The organism is Streptomyces sp. AMJ-169, from assembly GCF_055597585.1.
The window spans coordinates 404,206-421,549 of sequence record NZ_JBVLTJ010000001.1 but is presented as its reverse complement, the minus strand read 5'-3'; the positions used below and the strand labels follow the sequence as shown (position 1 = coordinate 421,549).

The 17,344-nt window shown below is 72.3% G+C and carries 16 protein-coding genes and 1 pseudogene; 13 read left to right on the top strand and 4 right to left on the bottom strand.

All coding sequences use genetic code 11. The features are described 5' to 3' along the window. Positions 1-54: 54 nt before the first annotated feature. The gene (locus tag ACYUD3_RS01740; RefSeq protein ID WP_470963881.1) at positions 55-1,656 is read left to right on the top strand and encodes a glycoside hydrolase family 43 protein; all 1,602 of its coding nucleotides are present in this window, start codon (positions 55-57) and stop codon (positions 1,654-1,656) included. A gap of 191 nt (positions 1,657-1,847) precedes the next feature. After that, positions 1,848-2,903 (top strand): LacI family DNA-binding transcriptional regulator, encoded by a 1,056-nt coding sequence (locus ACYUD3_RS01735; protein ID WP_470962324.1) that lies wholly within the window; start codon positions 1,848-1,850, stop codon positions 2,901-2,903. A gap of 32 nt (positions 2,904-2,935) precedes the next feature. On the opposite strand, the gene ACYUD3_RS01730 is transcribed toward ACYUD3_RS01735, so the two are convergent. After that, a complete protein-coding gene (locus ACYUD3_RS01730; RefSeq protein WP_470962322.1) occupies positions 2,936-3,586 on the bottom strand; it encodes a ThuA domain-containing protein in 651 nt (216 codons plus the stop codon). A 225-nt stretch (positions 3,587-3,811) separates the two neighbouring features. Here ACYUD3_RS01730 and ACYUD3_RS01725 point away from each other — a divergent pair, with 225 nt between their 5' ends. After that, complete coding sequence (locus ACYUD3_RS01725) at positions 3,812-4,585, top strand: aminoglycoside phosphotransferase family protein (protein WP_470962320.1); 774 nt, start codon at positions 3,812-3,814, stop codon at positions 4,583-4,585. Positions 4,586-4,998: 413 nt separating this feature from the next. Beyond that, on the top strand, positions 4,999-5,631 hold the full coding sequence (locus tag ACYUD3_RS01720) for a VOC family protein (RefSeq protein WP_470962317.1): 633 nt from the start codon (positions 4,999-5,001) through the stop codon (positions 5,629-5,631). Between the two features lie 7 nt (positions 5,632-5,638). On the opposite strand, the gene ACYUD3_RS01715 is transcribed toward ACYUD3_RS01720, so the two are convergent. Beyond that, positions 5,639-6,157: a DinB family protein gene (locus ACYUD3_RS01715; protein ID WP_470962314.1), complete on the bottom strand. Its 519-nt coding sequence runs from the start codon at positions 6,155-6,157 to the stop codon at positions 5,639-5,641. Between the two features lie 143 nt (positions 6,158-6,300). Here ACYUD3_RS01715 and ACYUD3_RS01710 point away from each other — a divergent pair, with 143 nt between their 5' ends. Further along, positions 6,301-6,696 carry a VOC family protein gene (locus tag ACYUD3_RS01710; protein ID WP_470962311.1) on the top strand — a complete coding sequence of 132 codons (396 nt, stop codon included), beginning with the start codon at positions 6,301-6,303 and terminating at the stop codon, positions 6,694-6,696. Positions 6,697-6,705: 9 nt separating this feature from the next. On the opposite strand, the gene ACYUD3_RS01705 is transcribed toward ACYUD3_RS01710, so the two are convergent. Beyond that, complete coding sequence (locus tag ACYUD3_RS01705; protein WP_470962308.1) at positions 6,706-7,404, bottom strand: helix-turn-helix domain-containing protein; 699 nt, start codon at positions 7,402-7,404, stop codon at positions 6,706-6,708. A 230-nt stretch (positions 7,405-7,634) separates the two neighbouring features. Then, positions 7,635-8,903 carry a YihY/virulence factor BrkB family protein gene (locus ACYUD3_RS01700; RefSeq protein ID WP_470962305.1) on the bottom strand — a complete coding sequence of 423 codons (1,269 nt, stop codon included), beginning with the start codon at positions 8,901-8,903 and terminating at the stop codon, positions 7,635-7,637. A 147-nt stretch (positions 8,904-9,050) separates the two neighbouring features. Here ACYUD3_RS01700 and ACYUD3_RS01695 point away from each other — a divergent pair, with 147 nt between their 5' ends. The 8 genes and pseudogenes from ACYUD3_RS01695 (at position 9,051) to ACYUD3_RS01660 (ending at position 17,315) form a co-directional block, all read left to right on the top strand. Further along, positions 9,051-10,688: an acyl-CoA dehydrogenase family protein gene (locus ACYUD3_RS01695; protein ID WP_470962302.1), complete on the top strand. Its 1,638-nt coding sequence runs from the start codon at positions 9,051-9,053 to the stop codon at positions 10,686-10,688. Positions 10,689-10,922: 234 nt separating this feature from the next. After that, the gene (locus tag ACYUD3_RS01690) at positions 10,923-12,146 is read left to right on the top strand and encodes a GAF domain-containing protein (RefSeq protein WP_470962299.1); all 1,224 of its coding nucleotides are present in this window, start codon (positions 10,923-10,925) and stop codon (positions 12,144-12,146) included. Positions 12,147-12,347: 201 nt separating this feature from the next. Next, a complete protein-coding gene (locus tag ACYUD3_RS01685; RefSeq protein WP_470962296.1) occupies positions 12,348-13,628 on the top strand; it encodes a hypothetical protein in 1,281 nt (426 codons plus the stop codon). 145 nt (positions 13,629-13,773) lie between these two features. Next, entirely contained in the window at positions 13,774-14,346 is a 573-nt protein-coding gene (locus ACYUD3_RS01680; RefSeq protein ID WP_470962293.1) for a GNAT family N-acetyltransferase, read from the top strand. A 151-nt stretch (positions 14,347-14,497) separates the two neighbouring features. Continuing rightward, positions 14,498-14,569: pseudogene (locus tag ACYUD3_RS01675) on the top strand (putative leader peptide); the annotation flags it as partial. Between the two features lie 168 nt (positions 14,570-14,737). After that, entirely contained in the window at positions 14,738-16,432 is a 1,695-nt protein-coding gene (locus ACYUD3_RS01670) for a nitrite/sulfite reductase (RefSeq protein ID WP_470962290.1), read from the top strand. Beyond that, on the top strand, positions 16,429-16,608 hold the full coding sequence (locus ACYUD3_RS01665) for a hypothetical protein (RefSeq protein WP_470962287.1): 180 nt from the start codon (positions 16,429-16,431) through the stop codon (positions 16,606-16,608). Before ACYUD3_RS01670 ends, ACYUD3_RS01665 begins: the two co-directional genes overlap by 4 nt. Next, positions 16,605-17,315, top strand: a complete 711-nt coding sequence (locus tag ACYUD3_RS01660) for a phosphoadenylyl-sulfate reductase (RefSeq protein ID WP_470962284.1) — start codon at positions 16,605-16,607, stop codon at positions 17,313-17,315. Before ACYUD3_RS01665 ends, ACYUD3_RS01660 begins: the two co-directional genes overlap by 4 nt. The last annotated feature ends 29 nt before the right edge of the window (positions 17,316-17,344 follow it).

Genomic DNA, 17,344 nt, shown 5'->3' with positions numbered 1-17,344 from the left:
GAACTGCCCTCTGGCGCCGAGGAGTTGGCGGCGCGCGAACCGGCCGCTCCCGAAGTGGAGTTGACCGCCCACAACCCGGTGATCCGAGGCTTCGCCCCCGACCCCTCCCTGATCCGCGCCGGCGACTGGTACTACCTGGCGACCAGTTCCTTCGAATGGTTCCCGACGATCCCGATCCACCGCTCCCGGGACCTGGCGCACTGGGAGTACGCGGGCCACGTGACCACCGCCGCCCCGGGCAACTCCCTTGCGGGCGTACCCGATTCGGGCGGCATCTGGGCCCCGTCACTGAGCTGGGACGGGGAACGCTTCTGGGTGGTCTACGCGGTCGTACGCTCGGTGGGCACCCCGTACTTCGACCTGGACACGTACGTCACCACCGCCCCACAGATCACCGGCCCCTGGTCGGAACCGCACCGCGTGCCCAGCCACGGTTTCGACCCGGCGCTGTTCCACGAGGACGGCCGCCTGTGGCTGCTGAACCTCCAGAACGACCCCCGCCCGGACGGGAACCGCTTCGCGGGGATAGTCCTGACGGAGCTGAGTCCCGTCACCCTCAAGCCAGTTGCCGCGCCCCGCCTCCTCCTCCAGCACGAACGCCTCGTCGAGGGACCGAAGTTGGTCCGGCACGGCGGCTGGTACCACCTGGTCCTCGCGGAGGGCGGCACCGGTTTCGAGCACGGCGTCCTGACCGCCCGCAGCCGCGAACTCACCGGCCCGTACGAGCTGTCGGACCGCCCGCTGCTGACCTCCCGCGACGACCCCGCGCTCCCCCTCCAGAAGGCGGGACACGCGGAGTTCGTACAAACCCCGGGCGGCGACTGGTACTTGAGCCACCTGACGGCCCGCCCGCTGCCCACCCCGCACGGCCCGCGCTGCACCCTGGGCCGCGAGACGGCGATCCAGGCGCTGACTTGGGACGAGGAGGGCTGGCCGAGACTGCGCGAGGGCGGCTGGCACCCGGCGGAGAAGGTGGCGGTACCGAGCCCGACTCCCCTACTCGAAACAGACCCCCGACCGGCACAAAACCCCCTCTCCTGGCCCTGGAGCACCCTCCGCGAACCCCCCTCCCCCTCCTGGGCGGACACAGAATCCCGCCCCGGCTGGATCAGACTCCGAGGCCGCCAGGGCCCCGAATCCCGCTGGTCCCAGAGCCTGTTGGCGCAGCGCCTCACGGAACACCACGCCGAGGCGGAGGTCACGGTGGCCGCCCGCCCGACGACGTTCACCCAGGCGGCCGGCCTCCTGCTGCGCTACGACGCGACGGCGTACGTCAGCCTCGACCTGACGTGGGCCGAGCCGCCGGGCGAGGGACAGCGCGGCCAGCAGTGGACCGGCGCCGGCCGGACCGTGCTGAGCCTGGTCGAGCGCGACGACGAGGGGACGCGCGCCATGGCGACCGTGGACGTCGACGCACAGGAGCCGATCACGCTGGGGGTGACGGTCGCCGGGACGCAGGCGCGGTTCTGGTACCTGCGGGAATCGGCACGGACGTACCTCGGCCCGGCTCTGGACGTGGGCAAGCTCTCCGACGATCATGGCGGCCGGCTCCGCTTCACCGGGACCCTGGCCGGGATCCACGCCCGGGACCTGGTGGACGCGGCGTTCACGGCGGATTTCCGGGACTTCCGGCTGACGTGCGGGCGGCGGCCGTAGGGACCGTTCGGGGTTTCGAAAGCTCCGGGTGCCGCTGAAACCGCTGTGACCGGTGTCTTCACGGCACGCTGCGGCGGCTTTAGGATAGCAAGCGCTTTCTGTTCGGGTGTGGCGTACGAAAACGGCCCGAAACAGCGCTGGTCGAGCTTTCGCCGGTCCAATGGCGGGCCGGAGAGAGGTGGGAAGAGCCGATGGTCCGTACGGGCAGTCCGGGCGTGCCGGCCGGGCCGACGCTGGCGGTGGTGGCGCGCGAGGCGGGGGTGTCGGTGCCGACCGCCTCCAAGGTCGTCAACGGCCGCGAGGACGTGGCCCCCGAGACCCGGCGGCGGGTCACCGAGGCGCTGGAGCGGCTGGGGTATGTGCGCCGGCCGCGCTTCGACGCCTCGAAGCCGCCCCGGCTGGTCGACCTGGTGGTGCACTCGCTGGACAGCTCCTGGTCGGGGGCGGTGCTGCACGGGGTGGAGGCGGCGGCGCACGAGGCAGGCTTGGACGTCGTCGTCTCGGCGGGCCTCGGCCGGGCCCGGGGCGACCGTCCGCAGCGGGGCTGGCTGGACAAGCTCACCGTCCGCGGTTCGGCCGGAGTCCTGTTCAATCTGGCCGAGTTGACGGACTCTCAGTACGCGTGGCTGGAGCAGCACCGCATCCCGTTCGTCATGATCGACCCCGTCCATGAGCCGCCGCCCGGGGTGGTGTCGGTGGGCGCGGCGAACTGGCAGGGCGGGGTGACGGCGACCGAGCATCTGCTGTCGCTGGGGCATGAGCGGATCGCCGTGATCGCAGGCAGGCGGCGGAAGTTGTGCAGCAACGCCCGCGTCGCGGGCTACCGTTCCGCGCTCACGGCGGCGGGGCTGCCGGTGCGTCCGGAGTATCTGCGCTACGGCGCCTTCGAGGAGGCCGTGGCGCGGCAGCGGATGACCGAACTCCTCGACCTCCCCGAGCCGCCGACGGCGGTGTTCGTCTGCTCCGACCGGATGGCGCTGGGTGTCTACGAGGCCCTGGCGCAGCGGGAGTTGAGCGTCCCCGGCGATATCAGCGTGGTCGGCTTCGACGACCTCCCCGAGTCCCGCTGGGCCAGCCCCGGCCTGACGACCGTACGCCAGCCGCTCGGCGAGATGGCGGCGACGGCGCTGCGGCTGCTGGTGCGGATGATGGACGGGGAGCAGCCGGAGGGGACGCGTACGGAGTTGTCGACGCGGTTGGTGCGGCGGGCGAGTACGGGGGTGCCGAGGGTGCGGGCGAGGGTCTGACTGGTTCGGGGGGCTTTTTAGCTGACTGAGCGTCAGTTCGCTTGTGCGGCCCAGGTGATGCCGCCGCGCAGGTGGGCGCGGAAGGCGGGGTCGTCGAAGGCTTCCGCCGCGTGTCCGAGGGCCGTGTAGAAGACGCGGCCCTCGCCCTGTTGCCGGGTCCAGGCCAGCGGGTGGTCCTCGCCCATGCCGCCGCCGGCGTACGACGACTCGTCGGCGCGCAGCAACACCCGTACCGATCCTCGGGGGTTGGTGCGGAAGTCGTACCACTCGTCTGTGAAGTCCCAGACGGCCGGGAGGTGTTGGGTCGCCGGGTGGTCCGGGTCCTCCACAACTGCCTTGCCCGGCTGGAAGTCGGGGTGTCTGGCGAAGCGGGCGCCGAGGAGGTCGCCGTAGTAGGGCCAGTCGTACTCGGTGGTGGCCGCCGCGTGCACCCCGATGAAGGCGCCGCCCGACTCGACGTGTTCGGTGAGGAGTTCACGCCCCTTGGGGGTCAGGACTTCACCGCTGGTGGAGAGGAAGAGGATCGCCGCGTATCTGCCGGGCGGGGTTTCCAGGGCGGCCGGGTCCTCGGTGTGGTCGACCGTCCAGTCGTCCATGAGGGTGCGCAGGGCGGCGGCGGAGTGCGGGATGGAGTCGTGCCGGAAGCCGGTGGTGCGGGTGTAGACGAGGAGACGTGGGGCCATGGGGGCGAGCTTATGCGGGTTTCCGGCGGGATCGGGGGGTGGCGAAACTTTCGCGGTAACCGGTTGTTGCGCGGGGCGCGGCAATTCGGGTGCCGTGTCCTGCCCTGGCGGATTACGGTCCGACGGTGACGATGCACGAGAACGAGTTCCCGGTCGACGCGGCGCTGGTACGACGGCTGCTGCGGGACCGGTTTCCCTCAGTGGGCGGGGCTGCCGCTGACACGGGTGCGGTCGGCCGGGACCGAGAACGCGATCTTCCGGCTGGGCGGGGAGCTGGCCGTACGGCTGCCGCTGCTGGAGTCCGCCGCCGGGCAGGTCGGGTTCGAGGCGGACTGGCTGCCGAGGCTGGCGCCGCTGCTGCCGGCGGCGGTGCCGGAGCCGGTGGCCGTGGGGGCGCCGGCGCTGGGGTATCCGTATCCGTGGGCGGTGTGCCGGTGGATCGCGGGGGCGCATCCTTCCGGGGCCGAAGGGCGCCGGTTCGCACGGGAGTTGGGGGAGTTCGTGGCGGCGCTGCGGGCGGTGGATCCGGCCGGGGCGCCCGTCGGTCACCGGGGGGTGCCGCTGCGGACGCGGGACGTCGCCATGCGGGAGTGGATCTCCCTGGCCGCCGCCGACATCGACGCGCCCGCCGCGCTGGCCGCCTGGGAGGAGGCGCTGGCGCTGCCCGAGTGGGAGGGGGCGCCGGTGTGGGCACACGGCGATCTCATCCCGGGCAACGTTCTTGTCGCCGGTGGGGGGCTGCGGGCCGTCATCGACTTCGGCACGGCGGGGGTCGGGGATCCGGCCTGCGACGCCGTCCCGGCGTGGACCTTGCTGAGCGCCGGGACGCGGGGGGTGTTCCGGGAGGCGGCGGGCTTCACCGACGAGGCGACTTGGGCGCGGGGGCGGGGGTGGGCGCTGACGTTCGTGAGCGGGATCGATTATTACCGGGCGAGCAATCCGGCTATGGCGGAGTTGGGGAGGAGGGTTGTGGGGGAGGTGTTGGGGGAGGTGGGGTGAGGTGGGGGGCTGGGCTGGAGGGGGTGCGGGGTGCGGGGAGGGGGTGAGCGGGCGGGCGGCAAGCGACTGGGTCTGCGCCGAGGTCGAGCATGCGGCGGCAGCGGCTGGGGGAGGCGGTCAGGCTGCGCAGGTCACTGAGGGCGGGCGGCAGGCGGCCGAGGAGCGGGCTGGCGGGCTGGCGGGCTGGCGGGCTGGCGGGCTGGCGGGCTGGCGGGCTGGCGGGCTGGCGGGCGAGTATGGGCATGTGGGCGGGCGGAGGTTCGGTGTGCAGGCGTACCGGGCGGGCAGGGCGGGGGGCGGTTCGGGTCGCGGCGGGTTTCCGTGACCGGTTTCGTCCGGGGGTGTTGCGTGTGTGGGGGTGGTGTTGCGTTAGGGCGGTGGCGTCGGGTGGGTGGGGCGTACGCTCTGGGGCGATGAATCTCATTCCCTCGCGGCTTGATCACATTGTTTTTGGTACGCCTCAACTCGGTTGTACCGTCGCTGAGTTCGCCCGTCTTACCGGGATTTCGCCGGTGGCGGGTGGGGTGCATGTCGGGCTTGGTACGCGTAATTATCTGGTCGGGCTGGGCGGGGGTGCCTATCTGGAGATTCTTGGGCCGGATCCGGAGCAGTCCGAGCCGCTGGGCGCTCGGCCGTGCGGGGTGGACCGGCTGGCCGGCGCGCGTACGTTGACCTGGGCGATCGGGGCCGCCGATCTGGACGCTGCGGTCGGTTCCGCGCGGGAGCGTGGGTACGATCCCGGCGACGTACGCCTCATGAGCCGTCGCCATCCCGACGGCACCCTCCTCTCCTGGCAGCTGACGGACGGCTCCCCCGAGCGCTCCGGCCTGGTCCCCTTCCTCATCGACTGGGGCACCTCACCGCATCCCACGACCACCCCGGGTCTACCGGTCACCCCCCTGCTGTCCTTCTCGGCGACGGTCCCGCATCCGGAGTCGGTCCGGCCGCTCCTCTCCGCCCTGGACACCGAACTCAGCCTCAGCGAGGGGGCGTTGGGGTTTTCGTTCACGTTGGATACGCCTAATGGGCCGGTGACTTTTTCCTGAGACTTCGTCAAGTGGCGCGGATGAGCCGGAGTTGGACGATCTCGGCGACGTTCTTCATGAGTTCGGCGTTGGCCCAGGCGATGAGGTGGGCGACGGTGTGGTCGGGGCCGTCCGGCCAGGGGTAGGACGCGGGTCGGTCAAGGTCAGTCTCCGTAAGGGAAGTTGTGGCCCGCGTCCACTCTTCGTACAGCCCCTGTAGCCATTCGACCGCCGCCTCACCCGGGCCCGGCCAGCGGACGTCGACGCGGTCGCGGGGCGAGTGGCCCAGGAGGTGGTCGGTGGCGGTCCCTAGCCACCAGCCGAGATGCCGGCTCAGCCAGCCGATCGTGGGGACGGGCACCGGATCGGGTTCCGTCTCCGCCCAGTCGGGTCTCCAGCCGCCGGCGCCGCCCGGATGGAGGGTCCAGCAGCGGGCCGCGGGTTCCCAGAGGAAGTCGTCCGGCTTGAGGCGGTCCAGGTGGTACGAGAAGAGGGACCAGGTCAGATCAGACTGCCGGCGGAGGAGGTCGAGCCGTCCGGAGCGCATCCGGTCACCCTGCCACGGCGGCGGCGAAGTCCCGCAGCGGTTTCAGACGCCCTGTCCCGGTGCCCCGTGTCCGTTCCCCCGCCCAGCGACGCCTGTCCGTTTTCTTCAAGACCTCCGCCCCTTTCCCTCCCTACGCTCCCCCCATGACTCCACAATTCGACGCCGTCGGCCTGGTCGTTCGTGACATGCGGGCCGCTGTCGCTTTTTATCGCCGTCTCGGGTTCGGGTTTTCTCCGGGTGTCGAGGAAGAGCCGCATGCCGAAGCCCTGTTGCCGGGCGGGCTGCGGTTGATGTTGGACACCGAGGAGTGTGTGCGGGGCTTTTTCCCCGGCTGGAGTGCGCCGGAGCGGGGTGGGCGGGTCTCGATCGCTCTGCGTTGTGAGACGGCCGCTGAAGTCGATGCCGTGTACGAGGAGTTGGTGGGGGCCGGGTGTCATGGGGAGCTGAAGCCGTGGGACGCGTTCTGGGGGCAGCGGTATGCGGTGGTGCACGATCCTGATGGGAACGGGGTCGATCTGTTCGCGGGGTTGGGGGAATAGCGGGCTGTTCTACGCCCGCCGAGGCAGCAGCTCTGTCGGTGTCGAGCCCGTCAACTCCCTTACCTCTCTGGAGAGATGAGCCTGGTCCGCGTAACCCGTCTCCGACGCCGCCGTCGCCAGAGGGGTCGACTCGCGCAGCAGCCGCAGTGCTCGTTGCAGTCGCAGGATGCGGGACAGTGTTTTGGGGCCGTATCCGAAGGCGTTCAGGGAGCGGCGGTGCAACTGGCGGGCGCCCAGGCCTAGTTCGTCGGCCGTGTGGGATACCGGGCGGCCCTCGTTCAGGGCGGTGACCAGGTGCAGGAGCAGGGGGTCGGGAGTGGGGGCCCGGTCCAGGGCCAAGTTCTCCAGGGCTGCTGCCGGGTTCGGGGCGGCGGCGATGCGTGCGCTCAGCCGCCGCACCTCCGACGCCGGCCACAGGTCCGCCAACTCGACTCTGCGGTCTCGTAGTTCGTGTGCCGGTACGCCCAGGAGGGCGGGGGCGGTGCCGGGGTACAGGCGGATGCCGGTCCAGGGGGTGGGTGGGCCGGTGGGGGTGTACGCGTGGGTGTCGGGGCCGGCCACCAACAGGCGGCCCTCGTTCCAGAGGAGGTCCATACAGCCGTCGGGCAGGACCAGCTCGGAACTCCCGACGCCGCCGGCACCCGGCGCGGACGGGGTGCTCGTCCACACCCAGGCGCCGGGCAGACGGGAGGGGCGTTCCTTGTACACGGGGTCAGGCTAAGCGGGTTTGCCGGAGGCTGCGATGTGTCGTCGTCCGGGTGCGGCGCCGTCGTGGCTGGTCGCGCCCACGCGGCGGCAGCCGCACATCAGCTACAGCCCCGCGCCCCTAAAGGCGAGCCCCCGCTTACGCGCGCGCCGACGAAGGGGACGCGGCGGGCCGTCGTCCGGGTGCAGCACATCAGCTACAGCCCCGCCCCTAAAAAACACCGCCCCCCACCTCACCGATCCCCCGCCGACCCCGTCCCCCAAAACGCCGACGACGTCGAACCCCCGGTCGACCCCCCAGAAGACCCGGCCCCCGGCCCCTCCCCCGAGCCAAACCCAGAGCCCGACCCCGACCCCGAACCAGAACCCGGCCCCGAACCACCCCCCTTCCCCTGCCCCCGCAACCTCCCCCCCACATCCTCCGGCGGCAAAAACCTCGACCACCGCTCAGGAAACTCCGACGGCATATCCGGATCGTCAGGATCATCGTCCCCCCGCCCCACCTCCCCCGTCCGCGCCACATACTCCGCCGCCTCCTCCCGCCGCAACCGCTCGTTCGCCGCGCGGGCGGCGGCGGTGGCGGCGGCCGGCCAGACGCGGTCGATCGCGGCGTTGACGGCCGCGCCGACCAGCACCGCGAAGGCCGCGACCCCGATCCACAGCAGGACGGCGACGGCGGCGGCGAGGGAGCCGTAGATGGTGGCGCCCTCGATGGTGTGCTGGAGGTAGATCCGCAGCAGGAAGCTGCCCAGGACCCACATGCCGAGAGCGACCAGCGCGCCGGGGACGTCCTCGATCCACGGGGAGCGGACGGGCACTGACACGTGGTACAGGGTGGTGAGGAAGGCGATCGACAGGAGGGTCACCACCGGCCAGTACAGGACCTGCACCAGCGTCGCCGACCAGGGGACGACGCGGACGACCGCGTCGGGGCCGGCCACCATCAGCGGCAGCGCCACCGACCCGATCAGCAGCGCCGCGATGAACAGCGCGAACGCGACCAGCCGCGTCTTGACGATGCCGCGCACCCCGTCGAGTCCGTACATGACGGTGATGGTGTCGATGAAGACGTTGACCGCGCGCGAGCCCGACCACAGGGCGAACAGGAAGCCGATGGAGATGACGTCGGGCCGGCCGCCCTTCATGACGTCGTCGAGGATCGGCTGGGCGATCTGCTGGACACCCTTCTCCGACAGCACCGTGCGGGCCGCGTCGAGGATGTTGGTCTCCAGGCTGGTGATGGTGTCGGTGCCGGTCCAGTCGTCGACGTAGCCGAGCAGGCCGATGAGGCTGAGCAGCAGCGGCGGCACGGACAGCAGCGAGAAGAAGGCCGCTTCGGCGGCGAGGCCCAGAATGCGGTACTCGACGCAGGAGTTGACGGTGTCTTTCAGGAGCAGCCAGGCGGTCCTGCGCTTGGAGACGTTGCGGTAGAGGACACGCGCCCGGTGGAGACGCCCCGACGGGCTCCCGGGCTGTTCGGGGGACTGACTTGCTGGCTGCACGCCCTAAAGGTATCCGCCGACAGCGGCTGCGCTCATCCCCGGCAGCCCCGCGAAACGCGACCGACCCTCCGGTACGACGTCCCCGCCCCGCCCGGAGAGACACCGCACAACACCTCCCGGCGCCCCCGAAGGGATAAGTTTCGCCCCATGCCAGGCACCACCCACACCGTCACCAACCAGCCCCCGCCCCTCACCGGCCACGACGTGTACGCCACCGACCAGGCCCTCACGGAAGCCGTCACCCGGCAGCTCCCCCCGGCGGTCCGCGAACGCGCGCACGCCGAACTCTCCGAGCTGGGCCGGGCCGCCGGATCGGCGCAGGTGCGGGAGTGGGCAGCGCAGGCGGACGGCCATCCGCCGGTGCTCCGCACATTTGACCGGTACGGCACCCGTGTCGACGAGGTCGTCTTCCACCCGGCCTGGCACCGCCTGCTCGGCAAGGCGGTCGGCGCCGGGCTGACGGCGGCCTGGGCGCGGCCGGACGGCGGGCATGTGCGGCGGGCGGCGGGGCTGCTGGTGTGGGCGCAGGCCGACGCCGGCTCCTGCGCCCCGGTGTCGACGACCCACGCGGCCGTCCCCGCCCTGCGCACGGACCCGGCGCTCGCCGCCGCGTGGGAGCCGAGGCTCACCTCCACCGTCTACGAACGGGAGTTGCAACCGCACAAGCCGGGCGCCCTCCTCGGCACCGCCTTCACCGAAAAACAAGCCGGCACCGACCTCCCCGCCCTCACCACCACCGCCGACCCCCTCCCCCAGCACGGCACTTACACCCTCACCGGCCACAAATGGTTCTGCTCCGCCCCGATGTCCGACGCCTTCCTGACCCTCGCCCAGGCCCCCGACGGCCTGACCTGCCTCCTCGTCCCCCGCGTCCTGCCCGACGGCTCCCGCAACCCCTTCCTGCTCCAGCGCCTCAAGGACAAGCAGGGCGACCGCTCGGGCGCCACGGCGGAGGTGGAGTTCGACGGGACGTGGGCGGTGCGGGTCGGCGCCGAGGGGCGCGGGGCGGACACGGTGGCGGGGACGCTGGCGGCGGCGCGGCTGGACGGGGTGACGGTCTCGGCGGGGCTGCTGCGGCAGGCGGTGGCGCAGGCGGTGCATCACTGCGCGTACCGGTCGGTGGCCGGGAGAAAGCTGCTCGACCAGCCGCTGATGCGCAACGTACTGGCGGACCTGGCCCTGGAGTCGGAGGCGGCGACGGCGCTCGCGCTGCGGCTGGCGGCGGCGTACGACGACGGGGGCGAGCGGGAGCGGGCGCTGCTGCGGATCGCGGTGCCGGCGGCCTCGTACCGGGTGACCACGCGGTGTCCGGCGGCAGTGGCCGAGGCGGCGGGGTGTCTGGGCGGGAACGGGTACGTCGAGGAGTCGGGGCTGCCCCGGCTGGTGCGGGCGGCGCCGCTGTACGGGGTGCTGGCGGGCGGGGGGAACGCGGCGGCGCTGGAGGTCGTACGGGTGCTGCGGAGTGATCCGGCGGCGCTGGACGCCTACTTGAGGGAGGTGGGGGCGGCGCGGGGGGTGGATCACCGGCTGGACGCGGCGATCAAGGGGCTGCTGACGGAGCTGGCGGATCTGGGGGGCGTGCAGGCGCGGGCGCGGCGGATCGCGGAGCGGTTCGCGCTGGTGCTCCAGGGGGCGCTGCTGGTGCGGTTCGCGCCGGAGGTGGTCGCGGACGCGTTCTGTGCGGGGCGGCTGGGCGGGGAGGCGGGCGGCGGGTTCGGGACGCTTCCGCACACGTTGGACCTGGGCTCGGTGGTGACGCGGGCGCGGCCGGTGCCATCATCGTAGAAACCGCTTTCACGGGGGTGATGCCGCGCCGACACGGCACCACCCCCGCGGCCTGCGGCCCTGTGCGGCCGGTCAGGCCGTTTCGCTGCGGCGTGGCTCAAGTTTCAACCAACGCAGGGGTGTTCACCAGGGTTGCAGAGGGTTGCAACGGGGTGGGTCCGCGCTGCGGCGGGGCTTGACATCCGGCGGTCCGCATTTCTTCCTTCTCCTCATGTCGTCCTCCGGAGGCACCCCGTGGCGAACCCGCCGCTGAACGAGACGCGCGCCGGCCGGCCCGGCGGCGCGGCGCCGCGCGCGGTGATCGAGCAGTCCTGGCAGCGGGCCAGGCGCGACGGTGTCAACCCCGAACGCGCCCTGTCCGCCGATGTGCTGGCCGAGGACGAGGTACGGCGGCGGCGGGCGCTGTCGCCGCTGCGCGAGGTGCTGCCGGTGCTGCGGACGGGGCTGCTGACCGTCGCCGACACCGCCCGGTACGTCATGGTCGTCGCCGACGCGGAGGGCCGGGTGCTGTGGCAGGAGGGCTCGGCGCCGGTGCTGCGCAAGGTGGACGGGCTCGGGCTCGGGGTCGGGACCGATCTGCGGGAGAAGGTGGCGGGCACCAACGGGGTGGGGACGGCGGCCGTGCTGCGCCGGCCCGTGCAGGTGTCGGCCGCCGAGCACTTCGTGCGCTCGCTGACGCCGCTGGCCTGCGCGGGCGCGCCGATCAGCGATCCGCGCACCGGGCGGCTGCTCGGGGTCGTCGACATCAGCGGGCCGGTGGAGACGCTGCACCCGGCGACGCCGGCCTGGGTGGGGTCGGTGGCGAAGCTCGCGGAGGCGGGGCTGCGGGAGGCGCACACGCGTTCGCTGGAGCGGCTGCGCGCGGTGGCGGCGCCGGTGCTGGCCCGGATCGGCGGGCGGGCGGCGGTCGTGGACCGGGACGGCTGGACGGCGGCGGTCACCGGGATGCCGTACCAGGAGCGGATCGGGCTGCCCAAGTCGGCCTCGGCGGGCAGCAGTTGGCTGCCGGCGCTGGGGGTGTGCGTGCTGGAGCCGCTGGCCGGGGGGTGGCTGGTGCGGGCGCCGGAGGACGGGGCGGCGGACTGCGCGGACGGTCCGGCGCGGGTCACGCTGGATCTGGCCCGGCCGCGCCGCTGGTCGGTGACCGTGTGCACGGACGCGGGCACCTGGTCGCACGAACTGAGCCCGCGGCACGCGGAGTTGCTGTACCTCCTCGCCGTGCACCCGGCCGGCCGGGGCGCCGCCGCGCTCGCCGGTGACGTCTTCGGCGACCCCGGCCGCACGGTGACCGTACGGGCCGAACTGTCGCGGATACGGCGGTATCTGGGCGGGTTCCTGGAGCACCGGCCCTACCGCTTCAGGGAGGGCGTCGAGGTCGTCGTCCAGCTGCCGCGGGAGCCTCGGGAGTTGTTGCCGCATTCGGTGGCGCCGGCTGTGGCGGGGGCCCGGGAGGCTTGAAGGGGCGGGGAGTCGAGGGTGACCTAAAAGTCCGTCAAGTCCCTTTTGCTGCGCCTCCGATGGAGCATCTTCCGCTCAGCTGCGGGGTCTTCATCCCCAAGTCGGCCTCGCTGACGTAGCATCCCCTTCGGGTCACCCCACCTGCTCCTCGGTCAACGTACGGACCAACAGGCGCAGTTGGCCCGGCTCCGGGAGGACGTTATGCAGCATCGTGGCCGTCATCGCCGACGCAGGCGGGGAAGAGCGCTGCGCGGGTTCCTCGCCGGTACCGCTCTCGCCCTCACCGCCACCGCCACCATCGTCAGCGCCTCGCAGGCGACCGTCACCGACGTACCCGGGGGGCTGCGGCAGCAGGAGGTCACGACCGCGCTGCGGATGCGGGAGGAGCTCGTGCCCGCCGCCACGCTGAACCGGCTCGCCGCCGGGATGGGCCGCCCGGTCGGAGTGAGCGACGTCCTCGCGAGCGGCGACCGCGCCCTGCGCGACGGCCCGTCCTGCACGGCGGCCGAGCGCGCGCAGCTCCCGGCCGAGCCCGCCGCGACGGCCTCCTACTGCTGGGACACCGACGACACCCGCGGCTGGCGCCCCGGCGCCGTGACCGGCTCCGGCGAGGCGGACGAGGACGGCATCTGGGGCACCAACAAGGTCCTGCTGTCCGGCTGGTCGCGCGCGGGGAGCGCGGCGGACGACGGCGGGCTCGCCCGGGTCGCGTTCGTCGACGCGAACAACCCGGAGCGGATGACGTACAGCTGGGTCCTGCTGGCCGTCCCCGTCGACGGCGGCAACGACTTCCGCGGCCTCTCCTCGCGGCTCACCGGCATGGTCTGGTACCACGACAAACTCCTGGTCACGGCCGGTTCCGGGGACCGGGCCGGGCTCTACGTCTTCGATCTGAACCGCATCCAGCGGGCCGGCGTCGACGGTGACGCGGTCGGCAAGGTGGCGAGCGGCTGGTCGGCGCACGGCGCCCGGTTCGTGCTGCCGGCCGTCGGCTCCTACGTGCTGGGCGCCGGTTCGCCGCGCCCCGCCGCCATCTCCCTGGACCGCAGCACCGCCCCGGACAGCCTCGTCGCCGGTGAATGGCGGCTGCACGGCGGTTCGGCGCGGCTGTGGCGGTACGCGTACAGCTCGCTGCCCGGCCGCACCGGTCTGCTCGCCGCCGACACCGCCGGCCGGGTCGCCGCGACCGAGGCCTACCGCACCGGCGTCTCCGGACTGAGCGGCGTCCTCTCCCGCGACGGCGCCTGGTACCTCACCCAGCCCGCGGGCCCCGACGACACCCACGGCACCCTCTGGCGCCAGGACCCCGACGGCACCTCCGCGTCCCGCTGCGAGGACTCCGACAGCCACCACTGCTGGAGCGCGGACGCCCGGTCGCTGTCGTACTGGTCGGCGACCGGCGAGGTCTGGTCCCAGTCGGGCCAGGTGCTGTTCTCGCTGCCGCTGGCGGAGGTGGACCGGGGGGCGAAGCGGGCGTGGTGAGGCGGGCGGGCGTGACGAGGCGGGCGCCGGCCTCCTGAAAGCGGGCCTCGCGCGATGAGGTGGGGGGCCGCTGCCGGCAGGCGGGGGCCCGCTGCCGGCACCCCCTGATCGACAGATCCCCCGCCCGGATGATTCCCTGGCCGCCATGAGCAACATCCCCGTGACCACCTGGTCCCTGGAGCAGACCTCGCCCACCGACCTGCTGCCGGCCGCCGCCCCGGAGGGCGACGTGCGGGTGGTGCGCGCCGAGGTGCCCTCGCCGGAGCTGAGCCGGTTCCTGTACGCGTCGGTCGGCGGCGACATCCGCTGGACCGACCGGCTGGGCTGGCCGTACGACCGCTGGCGCGCGCATCTGGAGCGGCCGGGCGTGGAGACGTGGGTCGCGTACGACCGCGGCACCCCGGCCGGGTACCTGGAGCTGGAGGCACAGGACGGCGGCGTCGTCGAGATCGTCTACTTCGGGCTGCTGCCGGCGTTCCGGGGGCGGCGGATCGGCGGGCACCTGCTGTCGTACGGCGTGGCGCGGGCCTGGGATCTGGCGGGGCGGTGGCCGGGGGTGAAGCCGACCGGGCGGGTGTGGCTGCACACGTGCAGCCTGGACGGGGAGCACGCGATGGACAACTATCTGCGCCGGGGTTTCAAGCTCTTCGACACCAAGGTCGAGGAGCAGCCGGTGGGGGCCGCCGGCGGGCCCTGGCCGGGGGCCCATCCGGCCTGACGTTCCGGCCTGACCTGCACGGACAAGCCCCGTGCCGGACATGTGACCGACGACACCCCTGTCTCATGAAGCGAGACACGAGTGTCCGCATGACGGATGAAGCTGGACTGTGTCCAGAACGCCGTGCCACGCTTTCATCATGTCCGGAACTGGAGTTGCCCTGGTGAGTCGGCGGCACGTCGATCTCTGCCGCATGTCCAGCGCCATCTGTCCGGCGAGCTGACGAGCCGCAGCCTCCGCCGACTTCCCGCCCGCCCTTCGGCGCGCCCTCCTTATATGCGCTGCTACGCGCGAGGTCAGAGCCTCCCGCCCGCCACCCGACCACCGCCCCTCAACGACGCCGCTACGCGCCGGCCCCTCCTGATTTCTGTCTTGAAGGACGTTATTCACCATGGCCACGACTCCTCCGCAAAACCCTGCCGCGCCCCGTCGCAAGGTGAGCCGTCACCGCGGCGAGGGTCAGTGGGCGATGGGCCACCACACCCCGCTCAACGGGAACGAGCAGTTCAAGAAGGACGACGACGGTCTCAACGTACGGACACGTATCGAGACGATCTACTCCAAACGCGGCTTCGACTCGATCGACCCCAACGACCTGCGCGGCCGGATGCGCTGGTGGGGCCTGTACACCCAGCGCAAGCCCGGGATCGACGGCGGCAAGACGGCCGTCCTGGAGCCGGAGGAGCTGGACGACAAGTACTTCATGCTGCGCGTCCGCGTCGACGGCGGCCGGCTCAGCACCCAGCAGCTGCGGGTGATCGGCGAGATCTCGCAGGAGTTCGCGCGCGGCAGCGCCGACATCACCGACCGGCAGAACATCCAGCTGCACTGGATCCGCATCGAGGACGTCCCCGAGATCTGGAACCGCCTGGAGGCGGTCGGCCTGTCGACCACCGAGGCGTGCGGCGACTGCCCCCGGGTCGTGATCGGCTCGCCCGTCGCGGGCATCGCCGAGGACGAGATCATCGACGGCACCTGGGCGATCGACGAGATCCAGCGCCGCTACATCGGGAACAAGGAGTTCTCGAACCTGCCGCGCAAGTTCAAGTCCGCGGTCTCCGGATCGCCGCTGCTCGACGTGGTGCACGAGATCAACGACATCGCGTTCGTCGGCGTCGAGCACCCCGAGCACGGCCCCGGCTTCGACCTGTGGGTCGGCGGCGGCCTCTCCACGAACCCCAAGATCGGCGTCCGGCTCGGCGCGTGGGTGCCGCTGGAGGAGGTCCCGGACGTCTGGGCCGGCGTGATCGGCATCTTCCGCGACTACGGCTACCGCCGGCTGCGCACCCGGGCCCGGCTGAAGTTCCTGGTCGCCGACTGGGGCGCGGAGAAGTTCCGGCAGATCCTTGAGGACGAGTACCTGAAGCGGCCTCTCGTCGACGGCCCCGCGCCCGCCGAGCCCGTACAGCGCTGGCGCGACCACGTCGGGGTGCACCGGCAGAAGGACGGCCTGTTCTACGTCGGTTTCGCCCCGCGCGTCGGCCGCGTGGACGGCGCCACGCTCGCGAAGATCGCCGACCTCGCCGAGGCGCACGGCTCGGGGCGGGTACGGACCACCGTCGAGCAGAAGATGGTCGTCCTGGACATCGAGGAGGCCCAAGTCGCCTCGCTGGTCGCCGCGTTGGCCGCGCTCGACCTGACCGCCGAGCCGTCCCCGTTCCGGCGCGGCACGATGGCGTGCACCGGCATCGAGTACTGCAAGCTCGCGATCGTCGAGACGAAGGCGCGCGGCTCCGCGCTGATCGACGAACTGGAGCGCAGGCTCCCGGAGTTCGACGAGCCGGTCACCATCAACCTCAACGGCTGCCCCAACGCCTGCGCCCGTATCCAGGTCGCGGACATCGGTCTCAAGGGCCAGCTGGTGCTGAACGAGGCGGGCGAGCAGGTCGAGGGATTCCAGGTGCACCTCGGCGGGGCGCTGGGCCTGACGGCCGGCTTCGGCCGCAAGGTGCGCGGGCTGAAGGTCACCTCCGACGAACTCCCCGACTACGTCGAGCGGGTGCTGCGGCGCTACCAGGACGAGCGGGAGGACGGGGAGCGGTTCGCGACGTGGGCGGGGCGGGCTTCGGAGGAGGCGCTGTCGTGAGTGAGCGTGCCGCGCCTTTCTACTGCCCCTACTGCGGTGACGAGGACCTGCGTCCCGGCGAGGAAGGTCACGGCACTTGGGAATGCGCGGCCTGCAATCGCGCATTCCAGCTGAAGTTCCGCGGGCTGCTCGCCCGGGGGCTGAAGCGGGCCGACGACGGAGGGGACCGGATATGACGACGGCTCAGGAACCGCGCACCGACGAGGAGTTGCGGCGGCTCGCCGAGCAGGCGGGCCGTGACCTGGAGGACGCCTCCGCGCTGGAGATCCTCCGGTGGGCGGTGGACACGTTCGGCAAGGGCTTCTGCGTGACCTCCTCCATGGAGGACGCCGTGGTCGCCCACCTCGCCTCCCGCGTCCGCAAGGGCGTGGACGTGGTGTTCCTCGACACCGGCTACCACTTCCCCGAGACGATCGGCACCCGGGACGCGGTGGAGGCGGTGATGGACGTCAACGTCATCACTTTGACGCCCCGTCAGACGGTGGCCGAGCAGGACGCCGAGTTCGGCCCCCAACTGCACGACCGGGACCCCGACTTGTGCTGCAAGCTGCGCAAAGTCCAGCCGCTGGAAGCCGGTCTGACGAAGTATCAGGCGTGGGCGACGGGCCTGCGCCGCGACGAGTCGCCGACCCGGGCGGACACCCCGGTGGTGGGCTGGGACGACAGGCGCCGCAAGGTGAAGATCTCCCCCATCGCCCGCTGGACGCAGGACGACGTGGACGCGTACGTCGTCGAACACGGCGTCCTCACCAACCCGTTGCTGATGGACGGCTACGCCTCCGTCGGCTGCGCCCCCTGCACCCGCCGGGTCCTGGCGGGCGAGGACGCGCGCGCCGGCCGCTGGGCGGGCCGCGCCAAGACCGAGTGCGGGCTGCACGGATGACGCCGCATCAGACGAATCAGGAGACCGAC